The 25,683-nt window shown below is 70.1% G+C and carries 15 protein-coding genes and 1 tRNA gene; 10 read left to right on the forward strand and 6 right to left on the reverse strand.

Annotated elements, in window-relative coordinates; translation table 11 throughout:
* Positions 1–43 precede the first annotated feature (43 nt).
* From HNQ61_RS03720 to HNQ61_RS03740, 5 genes are all read left to right on the forward strand, one after another.
* Positions 44–3,184: a sensor histidine kinase gene (locus HNQ61_RS03720; RefSeq protein WP_170038170.1), complete on the forward strand. Its 3,141-nt coding sequence runs from the start codon at positions 44–46 to the stop codon at positions 3,182–3,184.
* Positions 3,185–3,307: 123 nt separating this feature from the next.
* Positions 3,308–4,780 (forward strand): ATPase domain-containing protein, encoded by a 1,473-nt coding sequence (locus HNQ61_RS03725; protein WP_205761970.1) that lies wholly within the window; start codon positions 3,308–3,310, stop codon positions 4,778–4,780.
* A gap of 8 nt (positions 4,781–4,788) precedes the next feature.
* On the forward strand, positions 4,789–6,060 hold the full coding sequence (locus HNQ61_RS29465) for an ATP-binding protein (RefSeq protein ID WP_170038166.1): 1,272 nt from the start codon (positions 4,789–4,791) through the stop codon (positions 6,058–6,060).
* Positions 6,061–6,511: 451 nt separating this feature from the next.
* Positions 6,512–8,848, forward strand: a complete 2,337-nt coding sequence (locus HNQ61_RS03735) for an ATP-binding protein (RefSeq protein WP_170038164.1) — start codon at positions 6,512–6,514, stop codon at positions 8,846–8,848.
* A gap of 241 nt (positions 8,849–9,089) precedes the next feature.
* On the forward strand, positions 9,090–9,518 hold the full coding sequence (locus HNQ61_RS03740) for a YciI family protein (RefSeq protein ID WP_170038162.1): 429 nt from the start codon (positions 9,090–9,092) through the stop codon (positions 9,516–9,518).
* Between the two features lie 448 nt (positions 9,519–9,966).
* On the opposite strand, the gene HNQ61_RS03745 is transcribed toward HNQ61_RS03740, so the two are convergent.
* The 3 genes from HNQ61_RS03745 to HNQ61_RS03755 all read right to left on the reverse strand — a co-directional run bounded on the left by HNQ61_RS03745 (position 9,967) and on the right by HNQ61_RS03755 (position 15,319).
* Complete coding sequence (locus HNQ61_RS03745; RefSeq protein WP_170038160.1) at positions 9,967–11,781, reverse strand: serine/threonine-protein kinase; 1,815 nt, start codon at positions 11,779–11,781, stop codon at positions 9,967–9,969.
* Between the two features lie 216 nt (positions 11,782–11,997).
* The gene (locus HNQ61_RS03750) at positions 11,998–13,548 is read right to left on the reverse strand and encodes a L,D-transpeptidase family protein (protein WP_170038158.1); all 1,551 of its coding nucleotides are present in this window, start codon (positions 13,546–13,548) and stop codon (positions 11,998–12,000) included.
* 343 nt (positions 13,549–13,891) lie between these two features.
* Entirely contained in the window at positions 13,892–15,319 is a 1,428-nt protein-coding gene (locus HNQ61_RS03755) for a L,D-transpeptidase family protein (protein ID WP_170038156.1), read from the reverse strand.
* A 355-nt stretch (positions 15,320–15,674) separates the two neighbouring features.
* Between HNQ61_RS03755 and HNQ61_RS03760 the strand changes: the two genes are divergently transcribed.
* The 4 genes from HNQ61_RS03760 to HNQ61_RS03775 all read left to right on the forward strand — a co-directional run bounded on the left by HNQ61_RS03760 (position 15,675) and on the right by HNQ61_RS03775 (position 19,435).
* Positions 15,675–15,759: transfer RNA gene (locus tag HNQ61_RS03760), tRNA-Ser, on the forward strand.
* Between the two features lie 244 nt (positions 15,760–16,003).
* Positions 16,004–16,603 (forward strand): hypothetical protein, encoded by a 600-nt coding sequence (locus HNQ61_RS03765; RefSeq protein ID WP_170038154.1) that lies wholly within the window; start codon positions 16,004–16,006, stop codon positions 16,601–16,603.
* A gap of 148 nt (positions 16,604–16,751) precedes the next feature.
* A complete protein-coding gene (locus tag HNQ61_RS03770) occupies positions 16,752–18,608 on the forward strand; it encodes a M2 family metallopeptidase (RefSeq protein WP_170038152.1) in 1,857 nt (618 codons plus the stop codon).
* Between the two features lie 461 nt (positions 18,609–19,069).
* Complete coding sequence (locus HNQ61_RS03775; RefSeq protein WP_170038150.1) at positions 19,070–19,435, forward strand: hypothetical protein; 366 nt, start codon at positions 19,070–19,072, stop codon at positions 19,433–19,435.
* A gap of 302 nt (positions 19,436–19,737) precedes the next feature.
* Here HNQ61_RS03775 and HNQ61_RS03780 read toward each other — a convergent pair whose 3' ends face one another.
* The 3 genes from HNQ61_RS03780 to HNQ61_RS03790 are packed head-to-tail and all read right to left on the reverse strand — an operon-like array spanning position 19,738 to position 24,728.
* Entirely contained in the window at positions 19,738–21,147 is a 1,410-nt protein-coding gene (locus HNQ61_RS03780) for a histidine kinase dimerization/phospho-acceptor domain-containing protein (protein ID WP_170038148.1), read from the reverse strand.
* Entirely contained in the window at positions 21,144–21,533 is a 390-nt protein-coding gene (locus HNQ61_RS03785; protein ID WP_170038147.1) for a response regulator, read from the reverse strand. Before HNQ61_RS03785 ends, HNQ61_RS03780 begins: the two co-directional genes overlap by 4 nt.
* Before the next feature lie 15 nt (positions 21,534–21,548).
* Entirely contained in the window at positions 21,549–24,728 is a 3,180-nt protein-coding gene (locus HNQ61_RS03790; protein ID WP_170038146.1) for a response regulator, read from the reverse strand.
* A 330-nt stretch (positions 24,729–25,058) separates the two neighbouring features.
* Here HNQ61_RS03790 and HNQ61_RS03795 point away from each other — a divergent pair, with 330 nt between their 5' ends.
* On the forward strand, positions 25,059–25,661 hold the full coding sequence (locus HNQ61_RS03795) for a TetR/AcrR family transcriptional regulator (protein ID WP_170038145.1): 603 nt from the start codon (positions 25,059–25,061) through the stop codon (positions 25,659–25,661).
* Positions 25,662–25,683 lie beyond the last annotated feature (22 nt).

A 25,683-nucleotide genomic window follows, 5' to 3' on the forward strand; every position in this document is an offset into this window, starting at 1 on the left:
GCAGTGGCGCGCCGGGTTGCAGAATTCTCACGCGTACATCCGCATGGTCCAGCCTTTGTCTTCCTCCAGCCGCATCTCTCCCGACACCGCAACGGCCGTCCTCGCGCAGCTTCCCGAGGCCGTCATGGTGGCCGACGCCGCCGGGCGCGTCACCTGGGCCAACGACGCCGCGCGCACCCTGCACGGCGGCCTCGCGGTGGGCGACGGGCCTGAGACGTACGGGGCGGCGTACCAGACGGTGGACGGCGCATCGCTGCTGCTGGACGAGATTCCCCTCCTGCGCGCCGCGCGGGGCGAGACGCTGGCCCGCGCGGAGTGGCGCATTGCGCGGGAGGACGGCTCGGAGGTGGTGGTGCAGGGAAGCGCGGCGCCGCTGGTGGACGCGGACGGGCGCGGCACCGGGGCCGTACTCTCCTTTCGCGACGCCAGCGCCGAGTACCAGGCCACGCGCGCGCTGCTGGAGCAGGCCGCGGAACTGGAGATGCAGGCCGAGGCGATGCAGACCCAGGCCGCTCTGCTGGAAGAAGCGCAGGTGGAGCTGGAGATGGGCTCCGACGAGCTCAGCCGCGCCAACCGCGAGATCGAGGACGCGCGCAGGCAGACGCGGACGGTGATCGACAACGCCGCGTCCGCCCTGTTCCTGATGGATGAAGAGGGGCGCGCGGTGCTGTGGAACCCGGCGCTGGAGGCCATGACGGGGTACGGCCCCGACGAGATCCGCGGCAGGGTGATCCACGAACTCGTGCACCACACCCGCCCCGACGGCCGTCCCTATCCCATCGCCGAGTGCCCGTTCGCCCGGGCGCTGCACGGCGACGTGGCGGTGACCGACCAGGAGGAAGTGTTCATCCGCGCGGACGGAACCTTCTTTCCCGTCCTGTGCTCCGCCCGCCCGCTGCACCAGGAGGGAGTGAACCGCGGCGCGGTGATGGAGGTGCGCGACATCACCGAGCAGAAGCGCACGGAGGCCCGCGACCGCTTCTATGCCGCCCTGGCCGCCGCGCTTCAGCCGCTTTCCGATCCGGCGGAGCTGATGAGCGTCACCGCGCGCATGCTGGGCGAGCACCTGGGCGCGGACCGCTGCGCCTACGCCGAGGTGGAGGCGGACCAGGACACCTTCACCATCACCGGCGACTACGCGCGCGCCGGGGTGCCCGGCATCGTCGGCACCTTTCGCATGTCGGAGTTCAGCGCCGAGGCGCTGCGCCTGAGCCGCGCGGGCGAGCCGTACGTGGTGGATGACGTGCTTCGCGATCCGCGCGTGTCCGAGGCCGATCTGGCCGCGTACAGGCAGACGCACATCGCGGCCGTCATCTCCGTTCCGCTGCGCAAGGACGGGCGGTTCGTGGCGGGAATGGCTGTCCATCAGACCCGCCCGCGCACCTGGACGCCGGACGAGGTGGAACTGGTGAGCAGCGTGGTGCAGCGCTGCTGGGAGTCGCTGGAGCGCGCCCGCGCCCTCCGCGGCCTGCGGGCCAGCGAGCAGCGGCTGCAACTGGCGCAGGAGGCGGGGCGCGTGGGGAGCTTTGACTGGATGATCCCCGAAGACCACATCGTCTGGTCGCCCGCGCTGGAGCGGCTGTACGGGCTGGAGCCGGGCGGGTTCAGCGGGGGGCTGGACGCGTGGAGCAGCCGCGTGGTCGCCGAAGACGCGCGGCGGGTGCAGGAGCAGATCGGCGAGGCGGTGGCGCGGGGGGATACGGAGCTGGAATACGAGTTCCGCGCGGTGATGCCCGGCGGCGGCACGCGCTGGTTCGCCGGCCGCGCCCGCTTCGACTACGACGCCGGCGGGCAGCCCGTGCGCATGCTGGGCGTGAACGTGGACGTGGACGAGCGCCGCCGCGCGGAGGAGGAGCGCGAGCAGCACCTGGCCGACGCGCGCCAGGCCCGCGCCGAGGCCGAAGCGGCCAACCGCGCCAAGAGCCAGTTCCTGGCCAACATGAGCCACGAGCTGCGCACCCCCATCAACGCCATCCTGGGCTACACCGAGCTGCTGCAGATGGGGATCGGCGGGCCGGTGAACGAGCAGCAGAACGCCCACCTGGAGCGCGTGCGCGCCAGCGGCCGCCACCTGATGGGGCTGGTGGGCGAGCTGCTGGACCTGGCCAAGGTGGAGGCGGGGCAGATCGAGGTGGAGCGCGCCCGCGTGCGCGCCGCCGACACGGTGAACGACGCGCTGGAGCTGGTGGCGCCGCTGGCGGCGGAGCGGGGGATCGAGCTGCGCCACATCGTCGCCGAACACGTGGCCCCGGAGTACTGGGGCGATGGCGACCGCACCCGCCAGGTTCTGCTCAACCTGCTTTCCAACGCCCTCAAGTTCACGGCCCCGGGCGGCCGCGTCACCGTCGCCTGCGCCACGAGCGAGCAGGCGGAGGACGGCGTGCACACCGAGGTGGCCGGCCCCTGGCTGCGCGTGGACGTGGAAGACACCGGGATCGGCATTCCGGACGAGAAGCTGGCGGAAATCTTCGACCCGTTCGTGCAGGTGGAAAGCGGCTACACGCGGCAGACCGGGGGCACGGGGCTGGGCCTTACCATCTCCCGCCGCCTGGCCCGGCTCATGGGCGGCGACCTGGTGGTGCACAGCGAGGTGGGGGTGGGCTCCTGCTTTTCGCTCTGGCTTCCCGCCGCGGCCCCGGCCGAGGAGACGGCGGACGAGGCGGGGTGGAACGACGACGCGCACGCCGTGGCGCACCTGAGCGAGGTGGGGCACGCGCTGGCCCGCCGCGCCGACGCCATCTCCCGCGCGCTGGGCGACCGGCTGCGCGACTCCGGCCCGGCCGGCGCGCAGTCGCTGAACCGCGCGGAGCTGGAAGACCACGCCCCCACCTTTCTGGTGGACATCGGTAATTCGCTGATCGCGCTGGACGACGGGCGCGGCGACCCCGCGCTGCTGCGCGACGGCTCGGAGATCCAGCGCGTGATCGCCGAACTGCACGGGGCCCAGCGCGCCCGCCTGGGCTGGACGCGCCAGGGCCTGCGCCAGGAGTTCGGCATTCTGCGGCAGGCCGTGGAGCAGGCGCTGCGGGCGGACCTTGCCGCCACCGGCGGCGGCGCGCGGCTGGACAACGCCCTGGCCACCGTCAACCGCATGCTGGAAAAGGCGGAGGAAACCAGCGTTCGCGGGTGGGAGCGGTCGCCGTCCGAAGCGGGCCGCGCGGAACCGCCCGCCCCCCGGGAGTAGCGGCGGATTCCATGCTGGCGGACGGGCTCGGGTGAGAGCTATTGTACAAGGTTTTCCCGCTCTGGCGAGCGGATTGCAAACGCGGACGCAGCGATCCGCCTCTTACGACGTATGGAGTTCCCTTTGAACACCGGTTCCCTCCGCCGTCCCACCGGCCTTGCCGGCCTTGACGAGGTTCTTCACGGCGGCCTCATTCCGGAGCGGGCCTATCTGGTCCGCGGCGGGCCCGGTACGGGCAAGACCACGCTGGGGCTGCACTTTCTGCTGGCCGGCGTGGCCAACGGCGAAGCGGCGCTCCTGATCACCCTGGAGTCGGCGGAGGCGCAGATCCGGCAGGACGCGGCCTCGCAGGGGCTGGACCTGACGGGGGTGCGGGTGCTGGACCTGAGCCCCACCCACGAGTTCTTTGTCGAAAACCAGAGCTACGACATCTTTTCCCTCGCCGACGTGGAGCGCGACCCCACCACGCAGCGCATCATCCAGATGGTGGATGAGCTGAGCCCGGTGCGGGTCTTCGTGGACGCGGTCACCACACTGCGCTACCTGGCGTCGGACAACTTCCAGTTCCGCAAGCAGGCGCTTTCCTTCGTGCGGTACCTGGTGGACCACGGCGCCACGGTGCTGCTGAGTTCCGAGCCCACCGCCAGCGTCCCCGACGACGACCTTCGGTTCATGACCGACGGGATCATCGACCTGGAGATTTCGCCCGTCCACGGCGTGGTGCGGCGCACGCTCAGCGTCATCAAGTTCCGCGGCTCGGACTTCGAGGGGGGCGCGCACTCCATGCGGCTCACGGCGGGGGGGATGGAGGTATACCCGCGGCTGGTGCCCGGCTCGCACGAGCAGCCCTTTGTCAACGAACTCATTCCCAGCGGCGTGGCGGAGCTGGACGAGATGCTGCACGGCGGCATCGAGCGCGGCACCATCACCATCCTCAGCGGGCCCAGCGGGGTGGGCAAGACCACGCTGGGCATCCAGTTCATGAAGGAGGCGGCGGCGCGCGGAGAGCGGTCGGTGGTGTACGCCTTCGAGGAGCAGCTGGACACCATCCTGCACCGCTGCGAAAGCATCGGGATGTCGGTTCGCGAGATGGTGGATACGGGCGCGCTTTCCATCGTGGAAGTGGAGCCGCTGCGCTTTTCCCCCGGCGAGTTCGCGCTGATGGTGCGCCGCGAGGTGGAGGAGCGCGGCGTGCAGATCGTGATGATCGACGGGATCGCGGGGTACGAACTGACCATGGCGGGCGACAACCTGGTGACGCACCTGCACGCGCTGGGGCGCTACCTCAAGAACATGGGCGTCACCATCCTGCTGGCCAACGAGGTAAAGAGCATCACCGGCGAGTTCCAGGCGACGGAAACGGGGATCAGCTATCTGTGCGACAACCTGATCTTTCTGCGCTACCTGGAGGTGCGGGGCGAGCTGCGCAAGGCGATCGGGGTGCTCAAGAAGCGGCTGGGCGACTTTGACAAGACGCTGCGGCAGATCGAGATCACCTGCGACGGGGTGGAGGTGGGCGCCCCGCTCACCGGGCTGCGCGGCGTGCTGACGGGGACGCCGGAGTGGATCGACGAGTCCACGCGGGGCCCGCAGTGACGCTGTCGGTGTCCCCGGAAGCGAACCCGGAGATGAAGGCCGCGCCTCCGGCTCCCGCGGGCCGCGCCAGCCGCATCCTTCTGCTGATGGACCAGCGGGAGAACGGCTCGCTGCTGGCCGCGGAGCTGTCGCGCGACCACGACCTGATCGCCTCCGGCGCGGACGACGCGCTGGAGGGGGACTTTGACCTCTGCATTCTGGACGGCCGCGCGCTGGACCGGCTGTGGGAGCGGGTGCAGGCCCGCAAGGCGCGCGAGCAGCCCACGCTGCTTCCCGTCCTTCTCGTCACGTCGCGCCCGGGGGTCAAGATGATTACCCGGCACGTGTGGCGCAGCGTGGACGAGCTGATCATCACCCCCATCGAAAAGCCGGAGCTGCGGGCGCGCGTGGCCATTCTGCTGCGGGCGCGCACGCTTTCGCTGGAGTTGCGGGAGCGCGAGGCCGAGGCGCGCGCGATGGCCCGGGCGCTGGAAGAGCGGGCCAACCAGATGGAGGCCCAGGCGGTGCGGCTGGAGGCGCAGACGCGCGAACTGCGGTGGAGCGCCGAGCAGCTGGCGGAGCGCACCGCCGCCGCCGAAGAGGCCAACCGGGTGAAGAGCCAGTTTCTGGCGACGATGAGCCACGAACTGCGCACTCCGCTCAACGCCATCGGCGGGTACACGGAGCTGCTGGAGATGGGGGTGCGCGGCCCCGTGACCGACCAGCAGCGCGACGACCTGCTGCGCATTCAGGCCAGCCAGCGGCACCTGCTGGGGCTCATCAACGAGGTGCTGAACTACGCCAAGCTGGAAACGGGCGTGGTGCAGTACGAACTTGCCGACGTTCCCGTCCGCGAGGTGGTGGCCAGCGCCGAGGCGCTGGTCTCGCCCCAGGCGCGGGTGAAGGGGCTGCACCTGAACGTGGTGCTGCGCGATCCGGGGATGGTGGTGCGCGCGGACGCCGACAAGCTGCTGCAGGTGCTGGCCAATCTGCTTTCCAACGCGGTGAAGTTCACGGAGAGCGGCGGGCGCGTGGGGCTGTGGTGCGGCGTGGTGGACCGCGCGGGGCTGTTTCGCGTAACGGACACCGGCATCGGCATTCCGGCGGACAAGCTGGACGACATCTTTGAGCCGTTCGTGCAGGTGCGGTCGGACCTGACGCGCACGGCGGAGGGCACGGGGCTGGGGCTGGCCATCAGCCGCGACCTGGCCCGGGGGATGGGCGGCGAGCTGCTGGCCGAAAGCGTGGTGGGCGAGGGAAGCACATTCACCCTCACGCTCCCCTGCGGTCCACCGGATTAAGCCGCGGCTCTCCGTGTGCGGCAAGCTCCGTCAACTGCCGTTTCACACGGAGAGCACGGAGGATGCACGGAGGACACGGAGGAACTGCAACGGAAGGGCATCACGCAGAGCAGCAGAGAACAGCAAAAGCAGAAAAGAAAACATCACACAGAGTCAGCAGAGTCAACAGTAAACTTATTTGTACTCTGTTAACTCTGCTGACTCTGTGTGAGCCAAATCAGTTTTCTTTTTTTCTCTGCTGCTCTGCTGCTCTGCGTGAGACCCGCTGTTGCTCTTCCTCCGTGACCTCCGTGCATCCTCCGTGTCCTCCGTGTGAAACGGCAGTTGACCCACTCTCCCCAGTGAGCAATCCAGAATACGCGCGGGCATGCGACGTGCTTTGCCGCGGTGATTCGCGGAACGGCACGGATGCGCCGGAAATCCGGCTCTGGATTCGCTACGGGGAGTGACGGTGGCTGTGAGCAGTGAACAGGACCCGGTGCCGAGCCCCTTTCTGGGGAACGGAGAAATGTGCCGGCGGTGCCGTGAACTGGACTGGGCCTCCACGCCGCTGGGTCCGGTTCACACGTGGCCCCAGAGCCTGCGCACCGCCGTGGGAATGGTGCTCGCCTCCGCGTTCCCCAACATCGTGCTGTGGGGGCCGGACCTCATCCAGATCTACAACGACGGCTACATCCCCATCACCGGGGCCAAGCACCCTTGGGCGCTGGGCCGCCCCACGCGCGAGGTGTGGCCGGAGGTGTGGCACCTGAACGGCCCGCTCTTCGCCCGCGCGCTGGCCGGCGAAACCGCGTCCGTCGTCGACGCCCCGTACGCCCTGCGCCGCAACGGCCCCGACGCCCCGCCCGACGAGACGTATTTCACCCTGTCGTTCAGCCCCATCCAGGATGAGCGGGGCGGGGTGGGCGGCGTGCTGGTGACGGCCATTGAGACCACGCGCGACGTGGAGGCCCGGCGGCTGCAGAGCGAGCGCGAAACGCTCTTTCGCGAGCTGGACGTGGAGCGCTCGCGCCTGTCGTTCGTGTTTCGTCACGCGCCGTCGTTTCTGGCCATCCTGCGCGGGCCGGAGCACGTGTTCGAGCTGGTGAACGAGGCGTACTACCAGCTCACGGGACACCGCGACGTGCTTGGCAGGCCGGTGCTGGACGCGCTTCCCGAGGTGCGGGGGCAGGGGTTCAAGGAGCTGCTGGACAACGTGCTGGCCACGGGCGAGCCCATGGTGGGGCGTGAGATGCCGGTGCTGCTGGCGCGCACGCCGGGCGCGGAGCCGGAGCAGCGGTACATCGACCTGAACTACCTTCCCCTGCTGGACGCGGAGGGCGTCCGCGAAGGGATCATCGCGCACGGGATGGACGTGACGGACCACGTGCTGGCCCGCCGCGAAGCCGAACGCCTGCTGGAAGACGCCCGCGCCGCCCGCGCCGAGGCCGAGACCGCCAACCGCTCCAAGAGCGAGTTTCTGGCGACCATGAGCCACGAGCTGCGCACGCCCATCAACGCGGTCATGGGCTACACGGAGCTGCTGGAGCTGGGGATCGGCGGGCCGGTGACGGCGCTGCAGCGCGACCACCTGGGCCGCATCCGCGCCAGCAGCCTGCACCTGCTGGGGCTCATCGACGACGTGCTGGACCTGGCCAAGATCGAGGCCGGGCAGATGGTGGTGGCGCGCGAGCCCGCCTCCGCTGCGCACTCCGTGGCCGCCGCCATCGCGCTGGTGGAGCCGCAGGCGGCTGTCCGCGCGCTGGTGGTGGAGAACCGCTGCGGCGAAGAGGCGGCGCGCTTTCTTGGCGATCCGGACCGCGTGCGGCAGATTCTGGCCAACCTGCTGAGCAACGCGGTCAAGTTCACCCCGGCAGGCGGGCGCATCGCCGTGGACTGCTCGGTGGAGGCGCAGCCCGATCCCGGCGCGTGGCTGCGCGACCAGGGCCCCTGGATGTGCATCCACGTGCAGGACACGGGGATCGGCATTGAGGCGGGGCAGCTGGAGCGCGTGTTCCGTCCCTTCGTGCAGGCGGACGCGGGGCACACGCGGGCGCACGGCGGCACCGGGCTGGGGCTAAGCATCAGCCGCGAGTACGCCCGGCTGATGGGCGGCGACCTTACCGCGCGCAGCGAGCCGGGGCGCGGATCGCGCTTTACCCTGTGGCTCCCCACGACCGCGTCGGCGCCGCTGGAGCGGCACGCGGTACAGCGGCCGTCGCCGGGGCTGGTGGCGGCGGGCAAGGCGCTGCAGGCGGAGCTGGATGACCTGGTGGCCGCCTACCGCGAGCGCATCCGCGCCGATCCCGCCATCCCCATGGCCGCGCCGCTCACTGCGGCCGAGATCGAGGACCACGTTTCGTCGTTTCTGGCGGACATCGCGCAGTCGCTGGTGATTCTGGGCGAAACGGGCGGGCATCCGGAGATGATGCGCGACGGGTCCGATCTGCAGCGGCTGATCTCGGAGCGGCACGCCGCCCAGCGCGCGCGCCTGGGATGGACGGAGGATGCGCTGCGGGCCGAGTTCGGCGGGCTCAAGGACGAAGTGGAGATGGTGGTGCGCCGCGACGGTTCGGGCGAGCCGGATTCCGCGATCCGGCTGCTGGACCAGCTTCTGGATCGCGCGTGCGAAATCAGCCTGCGCGCGTTCCGGCTCGCCGCGCCGGATCAGCCGGCGGAAGAGGAGGACGTGCACGCGCGGACGGAAAAGGTGATCCAGGCGACGCGCCGCACCATCTCGCACGTTCGCGACAGCATCGCCGAGTCCGGTGCGCCGCGCCCGCCCGGCGGGGACGGCGGGACCGGCTGAACTGCCCTCAGGCGGAGGCCGCGGGGGTCGCGGAGGTCGCGGGGAACAGCGGGGAGGCGAAAGCCCCGGCGTGCGGTGCGCGCCGGGGCTTTTCGCGCCGAGGGCCCGCGTCAGATCGCCGGGATGGCGGGGGTGTCGATTTTCCGCATGCTCGTTCGACGTCATGATGAGGAGGACGCGGCACCGGGCACATCCGTCCAGCCGTGCGCTTCCCGCCACCGATACGCACAGGAGCGCGATCATGCGGTTCATGCTGATGATCTATCCCGACGCCACCGCCGAGGACGGCGCCATGCCGGATGCCGCCGCCGTGGCGGAAATGATGAAGTACAACGAGGAACTCGCCAGCGCGGGCGTGCTGCTGGCGCTGGACGGCCTGCACCCCACGTCCGAGGGCGCGCGCATCTACTTCGAGGAGGGCCGGGCGCGCGTAGTGGACGGGCCGTTCAGCGAGGCGCGCGAGGTGGTTGGCGGGTACTGGCTGCTGCAGGTGAAGTCCAAGGAAGAAGCGGTCGAGTGGGCGCGCCGCTGCCCCGCCGGCACCGCGCGCTTTCTGGAACTGCGCCGCGTATTCGACATGGCCGACTTCCCCGCCGACGTCCAGGAAGCCGGAGACAGCGCCCTCGTCCGCGAGACCGTGGAGAAGCACGCCGCGCCCCCGCAGGGATAGCAGGGGAGAGTCTCGACCAACCCGGGCAGACAGTTCTCTCATCGCCAGACAGACCTCGTCTCACACGCGGAGTTTCTGGAGCGAATGAATCCGCCGCTCAAACGTCGCAAAGCCCCGACACCGGCCGCTGGCGCGTCCGGTTCGGGGCTTCAACCACATTGAACTACGCCGTCCACCTCGCGATGCGCCGCCGCAGTCCGCGCAGGCGGACTTCGTGTCTTTCGAGGCGCGGTTTGAACCGCCGGACGGAACCCGCCACCCGATCCAGAATCTTCTCACTGACCAGACTGGGGTGTGCTCCCTCTCCCACATCTGTTCGTGGGAGAGGGTCGTCGTGCGCAGCACGCGGGGTGAGGGCCCCAGCCCGCGGCCGCACGACCCTACGTGGAACGCACCCTTCTCCTCGCCCGCCTTCCTGTCGTCCCGCCCTGCCGTCGTCCCGCGTTCCTTACCGCGACGCCGGGACGCGTGCTTCGTTGGTGGTCAGGAGCTGCTCGGAGACGACGTACCACTTCCCGTCATCCTCGTCCCGCTTCATCACGTACTCCTGCGTGCCGCGCCCCTGCCGCACCCCCGAGTCCCCGCCGAACACCCACTCCTTGTCCACCAGCACCCGCGCACGGTCCGGCTCCACGAACTGCACCTGGACCCCGCGCAGGGTAATCTGCCGCTGCTCGTACTTGCGCAGGTCGCGCCGGCGGTCGCGGAGCACGCTCGCGCGCGGGAGCCGGCGCGAGTTGTAGTAGTCCACCCGGCTGGCGTAGTGGCTCACGTGGCGCTGCAGCTCGCCATCCACCCACGCCTGGTTCAGGTCGCGCACCCCGGCCTCGATCTCCACCTTGGCGCGGGCCAGCACGTCCGCGCCGGTCGGCACCGTGGCGGCGGGCACCGCGATCGCGGGCGACACGCCGCCCGTCGTCGCCGGATCGGCGCCGGGAACGGAGGGCGCGGGAGTGGCGGGCGCGGCGGCCGCGGCCTGCCCCTCCAGCTTCAGAAAGTCCCCGTCCATCTGCGCCAGCCGCCCCGTATCCGCCTCCGCCGGTGCCGTCGTCGCGATGGCGGATTCCGGATCGCCTCCGCCGCGGCGCGCGGCCCAGACGACCACGGCCAGCAGCAGGAGCACCGGAAGGATCCACACCGCCGGCGACTTCCGCACGTTGAACGCGGTGCCCGGCCGCGACACGGGGACGCCGGAAATGGACGGCTCCAGCGCGATCGGCGGCGGCACCCGCGGCGTGGAGGCAGCCGGGACGGGATCCACCACCACGGCCACCGGCTCCGTCACGGGTACCGGCGCCGCCGCGACCGCGGGGACGGATTCCGCCAGCTGCGTCGTGTCCGCTTCCGGCGCCACCACGACCGGGGCCACGTTCAGCACCGTGGCGTCGTGCTCCTGCGCCTGGGCCAGCGCCTCGGCAAAAGCGGCGGCGTCCGCGTAGCGCTCCTTGGCCTTCGGACGCAGCGCGCGGTGGATGACGGAGCAGATGCCGGCGGGGACGGTGGCCCACGCCTCCGTGCGCGGCAGCGGCACCTCGGCGCCGCCGCGGATGCGCGCGCGCTCATCCTCCGTGTACGCGCGGCGGCCGGCCAGCATCTCGTAGCCGATCAGCCCCAGCTGGTACACGTCCGACGCGGGTGAGATGGCGGCGCTGGCGTCCAGCTGCTCCGGCGCGGCGTACGCGGGCGAATGCGGCAGATGGCCGATGGTGGTCAGCGCGCGCTGCTCCGGATCTTCCTCCAGCGCCTTGGCGATCCCGAAGTCCAGGATGCGCACCGCCTCCACGTTGTCGCGGTCGCCCACCAGAAAGACGTTGGCCGGCTTCACGTCGCGGTGCAGAATGCCGGCGCGGTGCCCGGCCGCCACGCCGCGCGCCGCATCCATCAGAATGCGGACGGCTTCGGGGTGGGGCAGGGGCCCGCCCGCGAGCGCGTCCTTGAGGTCGCGCCCCCGCAGCAGCTCCATGACGATGAAGTCCAGCTCCAGCTCCGCGTCCGTTCCGTAGTCGAAGATGCCGACCACGTTGGGGTGCTGGATGCGCGCGGCGCTCGCGGCCTCGCGGCGGAAGCGCTCGCGCAGGGTGGCCAGGATCTCGTCGGAGGCGGGGGCCAGCGACACCACCTTGACGGCGACTTCGCGGCCCAGCGTGTGGTCCAGCCCGCGGAACACCACGCTCATTCCGCCGCTGCCGATGAGTTCCAGGACCTCGTACCGGCCCGCCAGCGTGCGGCCCACCATCAGCCGCTCGAATCCGGGAGTGGTCAAGCGGCTTCTCCCGTTCGGCGCGCGCGGGACGGAGGGGTGATCACGGGTCGCGGCTGCTGGGCCATTCGCGTTCGGGTCCGCTGATGAAGAAGTGGGGCGGCGCGGCGCGCCAGACCTGTACAAGCGAGCAATCGATGTGCCCCCGCGCTCAAAACGCGTCCGCCCTCCGCCGCCGGGCGCGGTGGAGGGCGGAGTTTTGTGCCGGTCGTGGCGGAATCAGTGGGGATTGTGGCCCGCGTGCTCATCCTGCTTCGGACGCTCCGCGGACGTGCCGCCGGAGGTGGACGCCCGCGTTCCGCCGGCCGCGCCCGAGGTGGACGAGGATCCGCCGCTCCCCGTCGACGACGTGCCGCGAGCGCCGGTGCCGCCGCGCGTCGTGTTTCCCGTCCGCGTGGAGGGGCGGGCGGGCGTGTCCGCCGCCGCGGCGCCCGCGCGGGTGGATCCGCCGCGCGCGCCGGTCGCGGCGCGCGAGCCGGACGCCGGGGCCGCCGCCTTGGCCGCGCCGGACGAGGCGCCCGCTTCGGCGTTGGCGGGGTCTTCCGCCTGCTTCTGGCCGCTGATGTCGCGGAACTCCACCGGCGTGTTGGGGCGCACGTGGCGGCTCAGGAACTCCACGTCCCAGTTGGTCAGCCGCACGCAGCCATTGGACGACGCGTAGCCGATGGTCTGCGGCTCGGCGGTGCCGTGAATGCCGTAGTGCGGCTCGGAGAGCGCCATCCACACCTTGCCCACGGCCACGTTGGGGCCCTTGGGGATCATGGCGTCGGCCTCGCTGTCCGGCACGCCCACCAGGATGTCGGGCTGGTAGTGCCAGGCCGGGTCCTGCGTCACCGTGCGCACGCGGAAGTCGCCGCGCGGCGAGGGCGAGTACTGGCCGCCCAGCGTGGACGGGAAGTGATAGAGAATCTTTCCGCTGGCGTCTTCGGCGTGCAGGTACGTGCCGCGGCCGGAAACGACCAGCTTGGCCACGGTGCCGCGGCCCTGGGCGTCGTCGTTGCGCACGGCGGGCACGTTCAGCTTCTGCCCCTGGCGCAGGCCGTCGACGGCCACGCCCGGGTTCAGCTTCTGCAGCAGATCAGGCGTGATGTGGAACTGCTCGCTCAGCTTCTCGGTCAGCGTCTCGTAGCACGAGCATTCCAGCTTGGCGTGCTCGTAGATGTCGTCGGGGATCTTTGTGAAGGGCCCCGCGACGTCTTCGGCGGAAAGCGTGCGGGCCACGACCAGTTCCGTCGGGCTGCCGCCGGCCGTCTTCAGCCGTTCGAAGGTGAGGGAATCCAGCCGCGCGGTGGCGGGAATTCCTTCGCGCTTCTGAAACCAGTACAGCGCCTCGGCGGTATTCTTTCCCCAGTTGCCGTCCATGATGCCGGGCGAGAACAGTGCGCGGTCCAGCAGAATCTGCGTCCGCAGCACCGACGGGCCGCCCACGTCGCCGTACAGCGGCACGTGCTGCGGCAGGCTGTTGACGGTCTGCATGGCGATCTGCTCCCACTTTTCCGGATTGGGCCGCTCGTTGCGGCCGCCCGGAATGGGATCCAGCTGAACCACTTCCATCCACGACTCGTCCATCCGCGCGCGCTGCAGTTCCTCGGCGGACATCCGCGCCACGCGCCGGTCCCAGGCCACCTGCGCGGCGTTCTGCGCGGCATTGGGGTCCGGCTGCTGCGCCGGCTCGGCGGTCTGCTTGGCCGCGCCCGCGTCGTTGCCGTCTCCGCACGCGGAAACGGCCAGCGCCAGGAGCACGGCGAGCGAACGTCGTTGCATCTTCATGTTGGGCATGTCTTTGCGGGGACCTGAAAAACCGCGCGCGGGCGTGGATGCGGGCGGCTTCACGCGGCCGTGACAGGGCAGGTTTCGGGCCGTGCGTCCGGTGCGCTCTGGTTTCTGTTGGACGGGTTTCGGTCGATGAGCTTCGGCGCAGGTGCGATGTTTCAGTTTCGGCTGGCGCTGATGAACTGACCTCACGCGGAGGACGCGGGGGCCGCGGAGGTCGCGGGGAAACCGCACGGATGCAGGCTGGGCTCGGATCGCCATCGTTGGACAGACAAAAGGAGCCCCGGACGTCCCGGGGCTCCTCCATTTTCGTTGATGATGATCCGCCGCTCTCGGACGATCAGCCGCGCCGCGTCGTCGTGCGGGCGCGTGCCGTGTCCCTCGGCGCGGGTGCCGGGCGATGCGTGGTGTCGCGTGGCGCGGGTGCCGCCTGCGCGGGACGGGGTGCGGTCGAGGGCACCGCCGGGGCACGGTGGACGGTGTCGCGCGCGGCCGGGCTCGCAGGACGCGGCGCGGTCGTCGATGCAGGAGCCGCGGGCGGCGCGCGGCGGATCGTGTCGCGCGGAGCGGCGGCGGGCGTAACCGGACGAGGGGCGGTGGCCGCGGGATGGTGCGCGGTGTCGCGCGGCGCCGACGCAGGAGTCGCGGCCGGCGCGGGGCGGCGGACGGTGTCGCGGGTGGCCGGAGCGGCGGGACGCACGGTGTCGCGCACCGCGGGGGCGGCGTTGCGCGAGGCGGGTCCGCTGCCGGCGCGCGTGTCGCGAAAGGCCACGGGCGTGCCGGGCGTGATGCGCCGGCTCAGGAAGGCCGCGTCCCAGTTGGTCAGCCGCACGCACCCGGCGCTCTGCGCATAGCCGATGGTCTCCGGCGACTTGGTGCCGTGAATCCCGTAGTGCGGCACCGACAGGCTCATCCACGTGCGCCCGACGGAGCTGTTGGGTCCCGGCGGAATCATGGCGCTGGGCCGGTCGTCCGGCACGCTCGCCAGGATCTTGGGCTGATAGTTCCACCACGGGTTGTCGTGGATGGACATCACGTAGAAGTCGCCATCCGGCGAGGGATCGTAGCTGGCGCCCAGCGTGGCCGCGAAGTAGTAGAGGATGCGGCCGCCGGCATCCAGCGCCTGCGCATAGTTGTCCGTTCCCGACACCACCAGTTGCGCTACCTCGCCCGCGGCGCGCGCATCCGCCGCGCGAACGGCCGGCACGAAGAGCGTGTCGCCCGCGGCCACGCTGTCCAGGTTTACCCCCGGGTTCAGCTTGCGCAGCAGGTTGCGGCCGGTCTGGAACTGCTCGGACAACTTCTCCGAAAGCGACTCGTAGCACGAGCAGCGCAGCTTGGCGTGCTCGTAGATGTCCGTGGGGATGGTAATGAACGGTCCTCGCACGTCATCCGCCGTCAGCGTGTGCGCCTCCACCGTCACCATCGCCGAATCCGCCGCCGTCTGCACCAGGCGCGCGTACGTGGCGGAATCCACGATCCCCGTTCGCGCCAGCCCCTCGCGCCCCTGGTACCAGAGCACCGCGTTCTGCGTGTTGCGCCCCCACACGCCGTCCAGCATCCCGGCGGAAAAGAGCGAGCGGTTCAGCAGCACCTGCACGCGCAGCACCGACGGGCCGGAATGCCCGCGGCCCACGGGAAGGCGGTACGTGCCCGAATTCGCCGTCGCCGCGCTGATCTGGTCCCACCGCTCCGGCGCGCGCCCCGCGCTGGCCACGGCGGAATCGATGCGCACGGACAGCACCGGCGCCACGCTGGGCTTTCGCACCACGGGCGGCGGCGTCGCGGGGCCCGTGGGCCTCGGGGCTAGGCCGCGGGGCGGCGCGGCGGGCGTGGGCGCCTGTGACGGAGCCGCGGCGGGCTGCGTTTGGGCAGAGAGGGGCAGAACGTGCAGGGCGGCGGCAGCCAGTGCCGCGCCCAGGGCGCGCAACCGCAAATGCATGAGGGACTTGGGATCAGAGTGCAGGCCGTGTGGCCGTCCCGGGCGCCGAGGCGCCGACTTTCGGGAAGATAACGGTTTGCACGGGGTGGAGAAAGTCGCGACCGTCATCGTCCGTGTGGTGGCGGATGAGGAATCTGTTGACGAAGACGGCTTCTGGCGCGAAATTCCCGCGCATCAGTGGGGAGGGATGGCAGAGCGGTTGAATGCACCGGTCTTGAAAACCGGCGGGTGGCGACACCTCGTGGGTTCGAATCCCACTCCCTCCGTTTGTCGATTCGCCGGATGTGCGGTTTTCCGCCTTCCGGATCTGATGGCAGAAAGCACCCTCCGGAACATGTTCCGGAGGGTGCTTTCGCAGCGGCATCCACCCGGTTGCGCGCGAGCATCGATCCGCCCTATCCTGTGTCCGTTTCCATCCAATTCCTGCGGGTTCTTCAGGGAGTCGGGCCGCTGTTCATCAACCCGAATACCTGGGTGGGCACTCCTTTCCTCCACAAACATCGGGGTTCGATGCGCTGCCTTCTTGCCGGCCTGCTCATGCTCGCGCCCGCCGTTCCGCTCGCGGCCCAGCCGGCCTCGCCGACGGCCTCGGGCGCCACCATCAGTGCCCCGGCGGTGCCCGCCACGCTGGCCGGCCTGCGCCTGAGCGAGACCAGCATCTTCACAAATCCCCAGCAGGGAACGCAGTACCGGTATGTGGATGGAGTGAACCTGTACATTGATGTGGCTGTGCAGGCTTCTCCCACCCAGGTGGAAACGGCCGGCAGCGCGGCGTTCATCATCAACCGCGGGGTCGAGGGGTTCAAGCGGCTGCCGGAAACCACACCGGGCGGCATCCCGCGGTTCCAGGTCGTGCTGGACAGCGCGTACAGCGCGTCGCTGGGATTGCGTACTGTTCCGGCGCACGTCGTGGCGGCCAGGCTGCAGCGCGGGCCGCAGCAGCGGTATGAGGCGTGGTACTTCTTCGTCTCCGGTCCGCGCTACGTCCGCGTGATGGTGAACAGCATCGGCACCAGCACCGTTCCGGAAGATGCGCCCGAGGTGCGCCGGCGGGTGGACCTCTTCATGGAGGCCCTGCTTCCGGCGCTCTCCGCCGCGTGGGGGCTGTAGCGGGGCGGATGGCGGCGCGTCTTCCACCCGCTTCCTCCACCGGCTGACCGCGCGGTGGAACGCGGGGACTTGTGCATCGCGGTCCGCCGCCGCACTGTATGGCCTCGTTCAACCATCCTGTTCCGGAACATCTTCAGGACCCAACGGAATGCAACGTATCCTGTCCGCGGGACTGGGCGTGCTGGCGATGGCGGCCGCGGCCGCATGCGCCCCGCCGCGCACCCCGGCGCCGGCCCCCGCGCCGCAGCCGGCCTCCACCGGCACCGCCGCCGCCGCCGCCACCCCGGGCGAGGCCGCCGAGTTCATCGCGCAGACCGAGGCCGAGCTTCGCGGGCTGTCCCTGCTCGCCAACCAGGCCGGCTGGACCGCCGCCACCTTCATTACGGTGGACACCGAAGCCATGTCGGCCGAGGCGCAGAAGAACCTGGCCGTCGCCGTGCAGGTCCGCGCGCTGGCGGCCCGCCGCTTCGACGACGTGGCCCTGCCCGCCGACCAGCGCCGCAAGCTGAACCTGCTCAAGCTGGCGCTGGTGGCGCCGCCTCCGGGCAATCCGGAAGAGGCGGCCGAGCTTTCGCGCCTGCAGGCCAGCATGGGGGCCGACTATGGCCGCGGGCAGTACTGCCGTACGGGCGGCGAGTGCCTGGACATCGGCGCCGTGGCGCGCATCATGGCCACCAGCCGCAACGAGGCCGAACTGCGCGACGTGTGGCGGGGATGGAACGCCGTGGGCGCGCCCATGCGGCCGCGCTACACCCGCTTCGTGGAGCTTTCCAACAAGGGCGCGGCCGAGCTGGGCCACCGTGACACTGGGGCCATGTGGCGCGCCGGCTACGACATGCCCGCCGACGAGTTTTCGGCCGAGGTGGAGCGGCTGTGGCAGCAGGTGCGCCCGCTGTACGTGTCGCTGCACGCCTACGTGCGCCAGCGGCTGGCGCAGCAGTACGGGCCGAACGTGGTGCCGGCGAACGGGCTGATCCCCGCGCACCTGCTGGGCAACGTGTGGGCGCAGGAGTGGGGCAACATCTACCCGCTGGTGGCGCCGAGGAACGCCGCCGGCCCGGGGTACGACCTGACGGAGCTGATCGAGGCCAAGAAGCTGGACGCGGTGCAGATGACGCGGTTCGGCGAGCGCTTCTTTACGTCGATGGGCTTCGATTCGCTCCCGGCCACCTTCTGGCAGCGCTCGCAGCTGGTGCAGCCGGCGGACCACGAAGTCGTGTGCCACGCCAGCGCGTGGGACATCGACGACGAGCAGGACGTGCGCATCAAGATGTGCATCACGCCCACGGCGGAGGACTTCGTCACCATCCACCACGAACTGGGGCACAACTTCTACCAGCGCGCGTATCGCGGGCAGCCGATGCTGTTCCGCAACGGCGCCAATGACGGCTTTCACGAGGCCATCGGCGACGCGGTGGCGCTGAGCATTACGCCGGACTACCTGCGGCAGGTGGGGCTGCTGAACCGCGTGCCCCCGGCGGCGGCGGACACGGCGCTGCTGCTGCGGCAGGCGATGGACAAGGTGGCGTTCCTGCCGTTCGGGCTGATGGTGGACAAGTGGCGCTGGGGCGTGTTCAGCGGCGAGATCACGCCGGCCAACTACAACGCGGCGTGGTGGGAGCTTCGCAACCGCTACCAGGGGATCGCGGCGCCGGTGGCGCGTTCGGAGGCGGACTTTGACCCGGGCGCCAAGTACCACATTCCGGCCAACACGCCGTACATGCGCTACTTCCTGGCGCGGGTGCTCCAGTTCCAGTTCTACCGCTCGCTGTGCCGCGAGGCGGGGTACACCGGGCCGCTGCACCGCTGCTCGTTCTACGGCAGCAAGGCGGCGGGCGCGAAGCTGCAGGCCATGCTGGAGGCGGGGCAGAGCCGTCCGTGGCAGGAAACGCTTTACCTGGCCACCGGCGAGCGCACGATGGATGCGGGCGCGATGCTGGAGTACTTTGCGCCGCTCAAGGAATGGCTGGACCGGCAGAACCAGGGCAAGCCCGTCGGCTGGTGATGACTGGCTGATCGTCCGCTGGGCATCCGTCGGCAGGATGGAGGGTTGGCGGATTGGATGATGGCTGATAGAGGATGAGTCGGGGCGCCGGAGGGATCCGGGGCCCCGATTTCCGTCTGTGCTGCAGCCTCTCGTGCGCGCCGAGAGTGACGCCCTCACCCCGCGTGCTGCGCACGACGACCCTCTCCCACGAACAGATGTGGGAGAGGGAGCACACCCCAGAATCGTGCGGATTCCAGAGTGCAGTTGAAGCCCCGAACCGGACGCGCCAGCGGCCGGGGTCGGGGCTTTGCGAAGTTTGAGCGGCGGATTCATCCGCTCTCGCGGGGGAGGATTGGGCCGGTGTGCCGGCCCGGGTGGGGGCCGCCCGCCCGTTCCGCCCCTTCAATCCCTATTCCCCATTCCCTATTCCCTATTCCCTTGCTTCCCGCGCTGGCGTGCCGCATGCATTTCGCCACCGCATGGCATCCGCGAAGCGTCCACCAACTGATCCCGAGGACCCCGTCGGCTCCGCGCTGGGCGCCGCCGAAGAGGCCGCCGCGCGCTTCGCGGAGGCCAAGAGCGAGGTCGTGCATCGTCTGGCGGACGTGGACGGCGCGGTGGTGGAAATGGTGCAGCGCGTGTACGACGCCACGCCGCCGGAATTTCAGCGCTCGTTCCACGTCAGCGTGGACGGGGACGAGCCGGAGGAGCTTCCGCTGCCGGAGTTCATCCGTCTGCTGCTGGAGCGGCCGTCCGGCGCCGCGGGCGAGTTCACCATCGCCGTGCAGGAAAACCTGTACGACGACGGCGCGGACGAGGACGACGAAGAATCGGACGAGGACTGAATCGGCATCCGCGGATACCTCAACCGCCGCCCGGCATCTGCCCGGGCGGCGGTTTCTACTGCCGTTTCACACGGAGGTCACTGAGGATGCACGGGGGTCACGGAGGAAAAGCGACAACAGGTCTCACGCAGAGCAGCAGAGGAGCAGAGAACAGATAAATCATTGTTGATGTTGTCCGTGCTTTTCCTCTGCTCCTCTGCTGCTCTGCGTGATCAATTTCCGTTGCCGTTCCTCCGCGTCCTCCGTGCATCCTCCCTGTACTCCGTGTGAAACGGCAGTTCATGCACGAAACCAGGCGAAACTCACCGCGGCAGGTGCACGGCGAAGGTGGTCCCCGCGCCCTCTGACGAATCCACGCGAATGGTGCCCGCGTGCGCCCGCACGATGCGGTCGGCGATGTACAGCCCCAGCCCCAGGTTGGCCGACGCGCCCGTGCGCCCCGGCCCGCCGCCGCCCTTCATGGGATCGAACAGGCTGGCCATGCGGTCGCGCGAAATGGGCGGCCCCTGGTTGTGGACGGACGCGGTGACCTCGCGCGCGTCCCCGCGGATGCGCAGCGTAACCGGCGTGTCCCGCGAGCCGTGCTCCAGCGCGTTCCCCAGCAGGTTGCTGAGCGCCTGGCTGATGCGCGCGCAGTCCCAGTCGCCCTCCAGGTCGCCCTCCGCCTCCAGCACCACGGAGCGCAGCGGGTGCGCGGCGGAAATCTCGTTCACCACGTCGCGGGCGGCGTGCCCCATGTCCATCGGCTCGGCCACGATGGGAATGCCGCCGCCCAGCCGGGTGCGCGTAAGGTCCAGCAGCGCCCCCACCATCTGCACCATGCGGTTGCTGCTGTTCGCGATCGTCCCCGCCAGCGCCCGGCTGGGCTCCGGCAGCTCCTGCGACTCCAGCATGAAGCGCGCAGAGGTCAGCACGGCGCCCAGCGGTGTCCGCAGGTCGTGCCCCAGAATGGCCAGAAACATCTCGCGCGAGCGGGCCAGGTCGTCGCTGTAGCGGGTGATGGACTCCGCCAGCGACTGATCGATCGCCTCGTTGAAGCGCGTCAGGTCCTCCAGGTCGCTGGCCAGCAGCGCCCCGCGCGCGCGGGTCCACAGGCGGATGACGCTCGCCCGCAGCGCCCGGTATTCGGAAATCATCTGCTCCACCGTAAAGCCGCTTTCCGCCCGGTCCGCCCCGTGCTCCTCCGCGGCGGTGGCGGCCGCGTCCTCCACCACCGGCGCGGCCCCCTGCGCCTTGTCGGACTGCGCGTCTGCCGTCTGCGGCGTCTGCAGGTCCTTGGCGATGACCGTCAGCATCTCGTTGGCGTGGTCGCGCAGCCCCTCGATGTCCATGGAGGCCGCGGCCGGGCCGCAGGTGCGCGCGAACGCCTCCCACTCCGCCAGGATGGGCTCGCGGTTGGCCAGGATGAACTCGGCCAGCGAGATGCCGCCGCGCACGCCCGGCCCCGCGTCCGCGCCCGCCGCGGGGGGCTCGTCGTCCGCCGCGCCGGTGGAGAAGCCGGCGAAGCTGTCCTCGATCAGCGCCAGCATGCGGCGCCCCGCGGCCGTCACCTTGTGCAGGTCCGGAACGATGCGCCCGTCGCCCGCGTCCTCGGCCTGCTCGGCCAGCATCTCCGAGTAGCCGATGATCTGCGCCAGCGGGGTGCGCAGGTCGTGGATCAAGCGCGAGGGAAGGGGATGCCGAACCGGCTCCGCGCCGTCCGCCCCGCTCACGGCTCCGCTCCGGCCGCCGCGGCGCGGGCGATCTGCGCCTCGATCTTGGCCACCAGGCGCGTCATTTCCACCGGCTTGGTGTCGTAGTCGTCGCACCCGGCCTGCATCGCCTTGGCGCGGTCGCTGGACATGGCGTGCGCCGTCAGCGCAATCACCGGCAGGTGGCGCGTGTCGTCCGCCGCCTTGAGCTGGCGCGTGGCCTCCCATCCGTCCACCACGGGAAGGCTCATGTCCATCAGCACCACGTCCGGCGCGTGCTCGCGGGCCATGTCGATCCCGTTCTGGCCGTCGGTCGCCAGCAGGACCTGGTAGCCCTTGCGCTCCAGCCGCCGCGACAGCATGTCGCGGTTCATCTCGTTGTCTTCCACCAGCAGAATCTTGGTCATGGCAGTGCGAGGGGCTCACGCGGGAAGCGCGCGCCTCTCTCCCCCCTTTCTGAGAATCATGGGACGCGCCACGCCGTGTTCGCCAATGAGTTCGCGCACGCGGTGCAGCAGCCTTTCGGGCGCCTCGCCCGGCTTGCGGAGCAGCACCTGCACGTTGCCGTTGAGCCGGTGGCGCTCGGCGCGGCTGAGGTCGTGCGAGGTGATGACCACCATGGGGATGGTGTTCCACTCAGGATGGCGGCGCACCTCGTCGGTGAACGCGAAGCCGTCCATTTCCGGCATCATCAGGTCCAGGATGATGAGCCGCGGCACCTCGCGCGCCATCATCTCCAGCGCCGCGCGCCCGTTGCCGGCCTCGCTCACGCTCCACCCCTCCGCCTGCAGCAGCGCCCGCACCACGCCGCGGGCGTTGGCGTCGTTGTCCACCACCAGCACCGCGCAGGGCCCGTCGCCGCAGGTGTAGCGGCGCAGAATGCGCGACAGGCGGCCGCGGTCCACCGGCTTGGTGGCGAACTCCGACGCGCCCAGCCGGGTGCCGCGCTGCGGATCGTCCACCATCGTCAGCATCACCACGGGAATCGTGCTGAGATCGGGGTCGGCCTTGAGCGCGGCCAGCACGCTCCAGCCGTCCATCCCCGGCATCATCACGTCCAGGGTGATGGCCACGGGCCTCATCTCCCGCGCCAGGCGCAGCCCCTCGGCCCCGTCGCTGGCCACCAGCACGCGGAACCCCTCGCGGCTCAGAAAGCGCTGCATCAGGTCGCGCTGCATGGGGTCGTCGTCAATCACCAGCACGCAGTTGGAGCCGGGCGCCATGTGGTCCGCCGTGCCGGAGATGACGGCCGCCAGCAGGGGAGAGATGGCGTCCGCCGGGTCCGGGTCCGGGCCGCTGACCACGGCGGGGAGCTTGATGGTGAACACGCTCCCCACCCCCTCCTGGCTGCTGACGGTGACGTCGCCACCCATCATCTGGCAGAAGCGGCGGGTAAGCGCCAGCCCCAGCCCGGTGCCGCCGAACCTGCGCGTGGTGCTGGCGTCCGCCTGGGTGAAGTCCTTGAACAGCTTCACGATCTGCTCGGGGCTCATGCCGATCCCCGTGTCGGTGATGCCGAACACGATCCACTCGCGGCCGTCCATGTGCTCGCGCCCGGCGTGCACCCGGATCTCGCCGTCCTCGGTGAACTTGACCGCGTTGGACAGCAGGTTGAACAGCGCCTGCCGAACCTTGACCTGGTCGGCGTGCATGTCGCCCAGGTCCGGCGTGGACACCACGTGCAGCCGGTTGCGGCTGGTCTGCACCAGCGGAGCCAGCGTGTCGGTGACCTCGGCCATCATCTCCGCGATGTCGAAGTCCTCCAGGAACAGCTCCATCTTGCCGGCTTCGATCTTGGACAGGTCCAGGATGTCGTTGATCAGCGCCAGAAGGTGCTTTCCCGCCGTGCCGATCTTTTCCAGGTCCGCCGCAAAGCTGCCCATCCCCTCCTCCACCGCGTCCTCGTACAGCATTTCGCTGTAGCCCAGGATGGCGTTGAGCGGGGTGCGCAGTTCGTGGCTCATGTTGGCCAGGAACAGGCTCTTGGTGCGGTTGGCGGTTTCCGCCGCCTCGCGGGCGCGCGCCACTTCTTCCTCCGCCCGGCGCCGCTCCGTGACGTCTTCCAGGGCAAGGAGGAACAGTTCGCCGTGGTGGCCGGCCTGCAGACGCCGCGCGTTCAGCAGCATGACGCGGCGGCCGATGGTGGGAAAGTCGTGCTCCAGCTCGAAGTCGTTGAAGACGGTGCTGGCGGGAATGATCTCCTCCAGCAGCGTCCGCAGGGCGGGGATGTCCCACTGGCCGTTCCCCAGCTCGTAGACCAGCCGGTTCTCCGTTTCCTCGGCCGACACTTCAAAAGTCTGGTAGAAGGAGCGGTTGGCGCTGTGCACGCGCAGCTCGGGATCCAGGATCAGCAGCGGCTTGCGCACCGTATCCACGATGTCCTGCGCGTACGTCTCGATCGCCTTGAGTTCCGCTTCCGCCCGGCGGCGCTCGGTGACGTCTTCCATGGCGAGCACGACCAGCTCGGCGTGGCTCCCCGGCCGCAGCTTGCGCGCGTTCAGCAGCATCACCCGCGTGCCGATGGCGGGAAAATCATGCTCCAGCTCGAAGTCGTTGAAGACGGAGCTGGTGCGCATCACCTCGTCCAGCAGCGTGCGAAGGACGGGAATGTCCCACTGGCCGTTGCCCAGCTCGTAGATGAGCCGGTCTTCGGTTTCGTCCTTGGAGACGTGAAAGGTCTGGTAGAAGGCCCCGTTGGCGCTGTGGACGCGCAGGTCGGGGTCCAGAATGATGAGCGGCTCGCGGACGGTGTCGACGATGTCCTGCGCGTACGTCTCGATCGCGGCGAGGTCCGCTTCCGCCTGGCGCCGCTCCGTCACATCCTCCATGGCGAGCACGATCAGCTCGGCGTGGCTGCCCGGGCGCAGCTTGCGCGCGTTCAGCAGCATCACCCGCGTGCCGATGGTGGGAAAGGTGTGCTCCAGCTCGAAGTCGTTGAAGACGGAGCTGGTCTGCATCACCTCGTCCAGCAGCGTGCGAAGGTCGGGGATGTTCCACTGGCCGTTGCCCAGCTCGTAGATGAGCCGGTCTTCGGTTTCATCCTTGGAGACGCGAAACGTCTGGTAGAAGGCTCCGTTGGCGCTGTGGACGCGCAGGTCGGGGTCCAGGATGATCAGCGGCTCGCGGACGGTGTCGACGATGTCCTGCGCGTACGTCTCGATCGCCTTGAGCTCGGCTTCGGCGCGGCGGCGCTCGGTGACGTCTTCCATCGCCAGGACGAGCAGTTCGGCGTGGCTGCCCGGCCGCAGCTTGCGCGCGTTCAGCAGCATCACCCGCGTGCCGATGGTGGGAAAAGTGTGCTCCAGCTCGAAGTCGTTGAAGACCGAGCTGGTGCGCATCACCTCGTCCAGCAGCGTGCGGAGGTTGGGAATGTCCCACTGGCCGTTGCCCAACTCGTAGATCAGCCGGTCTTCCGTCTGGTCGGCGCTGACGTGAAACGTCTGGTAGAACGCGCGGTTGGCGCTGCGGACGCGCAGGGTGGTATCCAGAATCAGCAGCGGCTCGCGCACCGTTTCCACGATGTCCTGCGCGTACGATTCCAGTTCCTGAAAGCGGGGGCCGCGGGTGGAGGGCTGGACGCGTTTTTCTGCGGGGTGAACCATTCCAACGCCTCACGGTCAGGTGGATGAACTCCGGTCCGCGCGGGCGGCTCCGCGGCAAAATGGCCGCGACGGGTCGCCCGTGTACGTACGGTTCCGGCTTGCCCCGTCAGGAGCGATCCAGCCCGGCGGAGTGGCGGAAGCGGTCCTGCGCGGCACCGGGCGGCTCTGGGCCGGCGGGTGCCGTGTCAGGTGCGTCCGTCGCAGCGGGGGAAGGAAGAAGAAGAGAGTTGTTGACCAACTGGCAAATACAAGTTACCCTATATTGAACAAAAGGTCAATAAGGACGCGCGGCGGGGAAACGGGCGCCGCCCACACGCGGAGGAAGACGGGATGCCGGGGGAACGCGCTTCGGAGGACGTGCGGCGGGAGCAGATTCTGGGCGCCGCCTTTGAGGTGGCTTCGCGCGACGGGCTGGGCGGGCTTACCATCCGCGCGGTGGCGGGGCAGGCGGGGCTCAGCCACGGGCTGGTCCTGTTCCACTTCGGGCGTAAGGAGCGGCTGGTGCACGCGCTGCTGGAGTGGCTGATCGAGACCACGCCGCCCCTGCGCGCCGGCGGCGAGGTTCTGGCCGTGCCCGGCGCGCTGGACCGCTTTCACCGGCTGCTGGACCAGGAGGTGGCGCGCTTTGCCGAGCAGCCGCTGCGCACGCGCCTGTTCTACGAGTACTGGGCGCTGGGCGGGCGGGACGAGGCGATCCGCGCGCGGGTGGGCGCGGAGCTGGACCGCTACCGGTCGGAGTTCCGGGAGGCCGCGCGCGCGCTTCTGCTCGCGGAGCCGGGCGCGTTCGCCGAGGGCACCGCGGAGCACATCGCCACGGTGGCGGTGAGCTGGATTCACGGCTGCGCGGTGCAGGCGATGATCGACCCCGTCCGGTTTCAGCCGGAGGCGTCGCTGGCGTCCGTGCGCGACATCATCGCCCCGCTCGCCGGCTGAACGGCGTTGCGTGGGCAGTTGC

The sequence above is a fragment of the Longimicrobium terrae genome (assembly GCF_014202995.1).
Lineage (GTDB): Bacteria > Gemmatimonadota > Gemmatimonadetes > Longimicrobiales > Longimicrobiaceae > Longimicrobium > Longimicrobium terrae.